The organism is Sinorhizobium sp. (assembly GCF_059070375.1).
In genome coordinates, this window is the sequence record NZ_JCACWC010000004.1 from 336,477 (window position 1) to 342,500 (window position 6,024).

The window sequence follows — 6,024 nt, forward strand, 5'->3', positions numbered from 1 at the left end:
TGGTTCGGACCGATGCATGGTCAATGCTTGTGTCGATGCTCGAAGCCGAGCCTGCGGCCGAGCCGGGAGTTGTAGAACTCGCCGACGATGCCGCGGCGGAACAGAAGCACGCAGACCATGAAGACGATGCCGGTTATGATCGTGACCGGAAATTCCGATGTCGCCAGATAGTTCTGCAGCGTCACGACGAGACCCGCGCCGAAGAGCGGCCCGATCAGCGTTCCGATGCCGCCGAGAAGCGTCATCAGGATGACCTCACCGGACATCTGCCAGCTGACGTCGGTCAGCGTCGCGAACTGGAAGACGAGTGCCTTCAGACCGCCGGCAAGCCCGGTAAGCGCCGCCGACATCACGAAGGCTGCGAGTTTGTAGTTCCTGACCGAGTAGCCGAGCGAGATCGCGCGCGTCTCGTTCTCGCGGATCGACTTCAGGATCATGCCGAAGGGCGAATTTATGATCCGCCAGATCATGGCGATGCCGATGACGAAGACGGCGAGCACGAAATAATACATGTTCGTCGGCTGCGAGAGATCGATGAAACCGAGGAGATGGCCGCGGGGCACCGACTGGATGCCGTCCTCGCCGCGGGTGAACCCGGCCTGGAGGCAGAAGAAATAGAACATCTGGGCCAGCGCCAGCGTGATCATGGCGAAGTAGATGCCCTGCCGGCGGATCGCGAAGAAACCGACGACCGCGCCGAGAAGTGCAGCGCCGACGACGCCGAAGAGGACGCCGAGTTCGGGCGGCACGCCCCATTCCTTGACGGCATGCGCGGTGAAGTAGGCCGCGCCGCCGAAGAAGGCGGCATGGCCGAAGGAGAGCAGCCCGGTATAGCCGAGCAGCAGATTGAAGGCGCAGGCAAAGAGCGCGAAGCACAGGATCTTCATGAGGAAGACGGGGTAGAAGAACAGAGGCGCAAGCAGCAGGCAGGCAAGGCCGACGCCGAGAAACACCGTCTGAACGATGGCCGGCGAGCGTTCCTTCTGCTTCGCGAGTTCGAGTGTCAGCGTCATATCAAGCATCCCGACCGAAGAGACCCGCGGGCCTCAGCAGGAGAACGATGGCCATGATCACGAAGATCACGATATTGGAGGCCTCCGGATAGAAGACCTTGGTCAGTCCTTCGGCGATACCCAGCAGATAACCGGTGACGATCGCGCCCATGATCGAGCCCATGCCGCCGACGACGACCACTGCGAAGACGACGATGATGATGTTCGATCCCATCAGCGGCGAGACCTGGTAGATCGGTGCCGCGAGAACTCCGGCAATTGCGGCGAGCGCCGCGCCGAGCCCGTAGGTCAGCGTCAGAAGAAAGGGCACGTTGATGCCGAAGGATTGCACCAGGACCGGATTTTCCGTAGCGGCGCGCAGATAGGAGCCGAGCTTGGTCTTCTCGATCATGAGCCAGGTGCCGAGGCAGATCACCAGCGAAAAGACGATGACCCAGCCGCGATAGATGGGCAGGAACATGAAGCCGAGATTGGCTCCGCCCGTCAGCAGCGCCGGCGTCGCATAGGGCTGGCCGGACGCGCCGTAGAGATAGCGGAAGGTGCCTTCGATGGTTAGCGCCAGGCCGAAGGTGAAGAGGAGGCCGTAGAGCGGATCGAGCGTATAGAGCCGTCTCAGCATCGTGCGCTCGATAACGGCGCCGATGAGGCCGACGAGAAGGGGCGCGAGAATGAGCGCCGGCCAATAGCCGATGCCGAAATAGGATAGCAGCAGCCAGGCCATGAAGGCGCCGAGCATATACTGCGCGCCGTGGGCGAAGTTGATGACGCGCAGGAGCCCGAAGATGATGGCGAGGCCGAGGCTCAGGAGCGCATAGAAGGAGCCGTTGATGAGCCCGATCAGCAGCTGCCCGAGGAAGGCCTGGAGTGGAATTCCGAAAATCATCGTCATGGTCTACACCCCGAGCACATCATGCAGCATGTCCATGCGCGCGGAAAGCTCCGAAACCGGAAACTCGCCGGCCACACGCCCATGGTCCATCAGGTAGAAGCGGTCCGCGACCTTGCTCGCGAAACGGAAGTTCTGTTCCACCAGGAGAACGGTGATGCCGCGTTCCTTCAGCTTCTTCAGGACCTCGCCGATGCGCTGCACGATCACCGGGGCAAGCCCCTCGGTCGGCTCGTCGAGCAGCATCATCCGGACGCCGGTCCGCAGGATGCGGGCGATCGCCAGCATCTGCTGCTCGCCGCCGGAAAGCTTGGTCCCGGCGCTGTTGCGGCGCTCGTGCAGATTGGGAAAAAGCTCGAAAATCTCGTCGATCGTCATGCCGCCTTTCGCGACCGCCGGTGGCAGCAGGAGATTTTCGTAGACGGTAAGCGTCGAGAAGATGCCGCGCTCCTCGGGGACGAATCCCAGGCCGCGATGGGCGACGCGGTGGAGGGGCACGTGGATGAGGTCCTCGCCGGCGAAGCTGATTTCACCTCTGCGTTCGCGCACGATCCCCATGATCGCGCGCAGGGTCGTCGTCTTGCCGACGCCGTTGCGGCCGAGCAGCGTGACCATTTCGCCTTCGCCGACGGTCATGTCGACGCCATGCAGGACGTGGCTTTCGCCGTACCACGCGTTAAGGCCGGCCACCTTGAGAAGCGGTTTCATCTGGAGGCCTCCTCCGTGCCCATATAGGCTGTGCGGACGCGCGGATCCTCCGAGACCGTCGCATAGTCGCCTTCCGCGAGGATCTCGCCGCGCTGCAGGACGGTGACGTGGTGGCAGAGCGTCGCGACGACCGAGAGGTTGTGCTCGACCATCAGCACTGCGCGCTCGCGCGCCACTTCGCGGATGATCTCGGCGACCATGCCGACGTCCTCGTGCCCCATGCCGGCCATGGGCTCGTCGAGGAGCAGAACCTTCGGCTCGAGCGCCAGCGTCGTGGCGATTTCGAGTACGCGCTTGCGACCGTAGGAAAGGTCCGCGGCGAGGGCGTTCGCCTCCTTGTCGAGACCGACGGAACGGATCAGCTGCTCGGCCTTGCCGTTGAGAGTGTCGAGCGACGACAAGGATTTCCAGAACTGCGTCGCAAGGCGGTTCGGCCGTTGCAGCGCGACGCGGACATTGTCGAGCACGGTCAGGTGCGGGAACACCGCCGAGATCTGGAACGAGCGTACCAGACCCATGCGGGCGACCTTGTCGGGCGCGGTCCTGGTGATGTCCTCGCCGAGCAGGGTGATCGTGCCATGGGTCGGCTGCAGGAACTTCGTCAGGAGATTGAAGACGGTGGTCTTGCCGGCCCCGTTCGGGCCGATCAGCGCATGCACGCGGGCATGATGGATATCGAGGTCGACGTCCTTGACGGCGGTGAAGCCGCCGAAGTCGCGGCGGAGCCCGCGGGCGGACAGTACCACCCGCGGCGCTCCATTCTCCAAAGGCATGGCGACGGTCATCGTCTTGCCGGTCAGGACTTCACGAGCTCGCAGCCGCTCTGGGCCGGGTCGATGAAGGCTTCCTTGCCGGGAATGGTCGCGAGAACCTTGAAGTAGTCCCAGGGCTCCTTGCTCTCGTCCGGCTTCTTGACCTCGAGAAGATACATGTCGTGGATCATCCGCCCGTTCGGCGCGACCGTTCCGTTCTTTGCAAAGACGTCGTCGACCGGAAGAGCGTGCAGCTCTTTGGCGACAGCTTCCGTCTCGTCGGTTCCGGCCTTCTCGATCGCTTTCAGATATTGCAGGACGGCCGAGTAGGTGCCGGCATGAACCATATTAGGCATTTTGCCGGTGCGCTCCATGAAGCGCTTGCCGAACTTGGCGCTCTCCTCGTCGCGGTTCCAGTAGAAGCCTTCGGTGAGCGTCAGCCCCTGCGCCGCATCGAGGCCGAGACCGTGGACCTCGGCCAGCGTGAAGAGCAGGGCCGCCAGGCGTTGCCCGCCCTGGACGATGCCGAACTCGGCCGCCTGCTTGATGGCGTTCGAGGTGTCGAGACCGGCATTGGCAAGACCGATCACCTTGGCTCCCGAGGACTGGGCCTGCAGCAGGAAGGAGGAAAAATCGGTGGTTGCAAGCGGATGGCGGACGGCTCCGACGACGGTGCCGCCGTTCTCCTTGACATAGTTGCCGGTGTTTTCTTCCAGCGAATAGCCGAAGGCATAGTCGGCGGTCAGGAAGAACCAGCTGTCGCCGCCCTGCTTGACCAGCGCGCCGCCGGTGCCGACCGCGAGCGAGTGGGTGTCATAGGCCCAATGGAAGCCGTAGGGGCTGCACTGCTTGCCGGTGAGCTCCGTCGTTGCGGCCCCGGTGACGATGTCGATCTTCTTCTTTTCTTTCGAGATCGCCTGCACGGCAAGCGCAACGGAGGAGGTGGTCAGCTCCATGATGCTGTCGACCTGCTCGGTGTCGTACCATTGCCGCGCAATGTTGGAGGCGATATCGGGCTTGTTCTGATGGTCGGCGGTCACCACCTCGACCGGGACGCCGAGCACTTTGCCGCCGAAGTCTTCGACGGCCATCAGCGCCGCCTCGTAGGAGGATTTGCCGCCGAAATCGGCATAGACGCCGGATTGGTCGTTGAGAATGCCGATCTTGACCTTGCCGTCGGATGCGTCGGCAAGGGCGGCGGTGCTGCCGGCGAGCACCATTGCGAGCGTGGCGATCAGTTTCTTGTGCATTTGTCCTCCTCCCAAAGGTTCTATGTTCTAAAGGGCGATGCGAAGCCGCCGTGCGGATACACATAGGGCTCAGCCGTGTCCTTTCGAGACCTCGGCCGCCTCCCCACATCGCTCTGTTCAAATTTGACCAGACATGCTCCTCAAATGTCGGCCGCGATGTTTACCATCCAGAAAATTCTGCTTGGAAGCAAGCCGGTCGACCCGTAAATTGCAAACAGCATCTGTTCATTTTTGAACAGAAGGGGAGGGACATGAATCCGAATTTTACCTGGGACGATCTGCAGTTCTTCCTCGCGGTCGCGCGAACGGGCCAGCTCTCGACGGCAGCGCGACGCCTGCGGACGAGCCACGCGACCGTCTCGCGCCGCATCGACCGGCTGGAATTCGCACTCAAGGTCAAGCTCTTCGAGCGCAACCCCCGCGGCTACGTGCTGACGACCATGGGCCAACGCTTCGTCGAAACGGCCGAGCGCATGGAGCGGGAGACGGAGCAACTGCAGCTCGACATCAGCGACGGCATGACGGCGCAACGCGGTGTCGTACGGCTGAGTACGCTCGAGGGTTTCGGCAACTTCTTCCTCGCGGACCGGCTTGGGGAGTTCGCCGAGCGCTATCCGAACATCTCGCTCGAGCTCGTGGCGATCCAACAGATCATGTCGTTGTCGCGCAAGGAGGCCGATATCGCGGTGGCGCTCGCCGCACCGAAAGCCGGAGCTTACCATGCCGAAGTGCTGACGCCCTATACGCTGCATGTCTATGGGGCACGCAGCTATCTCGCCGGTCAGCCGCCGATCCGCACACGCAGCGATCTCGGCTCCCACCGCTTCGTCGGTTATATCGACGACATGATCTTCACGCCGGGGCTCGATTATCTGGGCGAGATACAGCCGGGGCTGCGCGCCCATTTCCAAAGCTCGAGCATCCTCACCCAGTTGAAGGCGGTGCGCCAGGGATTAGGTCTTTGCGTGCTCCCGCACTTCATGGCGCAGGACGAACCCAACCTCGAGATTGTGTTGCCGGATGAAATCGAGCTGAAACGGACCTATTGGCTGATTTGCCACCGCGATCTGATCGCGATACCCCGGGTGAGGGCCGTACGGGATTTCCTGGTGGATGCCGCGGCCGAAAACCGAGGCTGCTTCCTGCGTGAGACGGCGCTCGCATTGACCGGTCCACGACGGGTTCTTGAACGTCAATAGCTCGTTAACCATATAGGCGAGGCAAACGCAGGGCCTTTCCGGATGCGAGGGTCCCAAATGGATGCCCAGCCTGCCGGTTTCCGGCCCGGTTCGCGGACGCAGGAATAAACACCCTTTAAAAACAGTGACTTACGATTTTCTGCTGATTTTTTGAAAATCGTTGTTGACGTGTCGGAGGGTGGGGGTCTATAAGCCCGATCACTGACGAGGGCGGCG

Annotated in this window: 6 protein-coding genes; 1 reads left to right on the forward strand and 5 read right to left on the reverse strand. The window is 62.3% G+C overall.

Translation table 11 applies throughout. The features are described 5' to 3' along the window. Nucleotides 1-20: 20 nt before the first annotated feature. From AC5J09_RS27870 to AC5J09_RS27890, 5 genes are read right to left on the reverse strand one after another with little or no spacing between them, the layout of a single operon-like run. Complete coding sequence (locus AC5J09_RS27870) at nucleotides 21-1,013, reverse strand: branched-chain amino acid ABC transporter permease (RefSeq protein WP_100674582.1); 993 nt, start codon at nucleotides 1,011-1,013, stop codon at nucleotides 21-23. A gap of 1 nt (nucleotide 1,014) precedes the next feature. Then, on the reverse strand, nucleotides 1,015-1,902 hold the full coding sequence (locus AC5J09_RS27875) for a branched-chain amino acid ABC transporter permease (RefSeq protein ID WP_018099717.1): 888 nt from the start codon (nucleotides 1,900-1,902) through the stop codon (nucleotides 1,015-1,017). 3 nt (nucleotides 1,903-1,905) lie between these two features. Next, nucleotides 1,906-2,607 carry an ABC transporter ATP-binding protein gene (locus AC5J09_RS27880; RefSeq protein WP_100674581.1) on the reverse strand — a complete coding sequence of 234 codons (702 nt, stop codon included), beginning with the start codon at nucleotides 2,605-2,607 and terminating at the stop codon, nucleotides 1,906-1,908. Beyond that, nucleotides 2,604-3,392, reverse strand: coding sequence for an ABC transporter ATP-binding protein (locus AC5J09_RS27885; protein WP_324762424.1), 789 nt, complete (start codon nucleotides 3,390-3,392; stop codon nucleotides 2,604-2,606). The genes AC5J09_RS27880 and AC5J09_RS27885 overlap by 4 nt, the downstream gene beginning before the upstream one ends. 11 nt (nucleotides 3,393-3,403) lie before the next feature. Further along, nucleotides 3,404-4,609 (reverse strand): beta-hydroxybutyrate-binding protein, encoded by a 1,206-nt coding sequence (locus AC5J09_RS27890; RefSeq protein ID WP_004435262.1) that lies wholly within the window; start codon nucleotides 4,607-4,609, stop codon nucleotides 3,404-3,406. Between the two features lie 251 nt (nucleotides 4,610-4,860). On the opposite strand from AC5J09_RS27890, the gene AC5J09_RS27895 reads away from it, so the two are divergent. Further along, complete coding sequence (locus AC5J09_RS27895) at nucleotides 4,861-5,808, forward strand: LysR family transcriptional regulator (RefSeq protein WP_494299070.1); 948 nt, start codon at nucleotides 4,861-4,863, stop codon at nucleotides 5,806-5,808. Nucleotides 5,809-6,024: the final 216 nt, after the last annotated feature.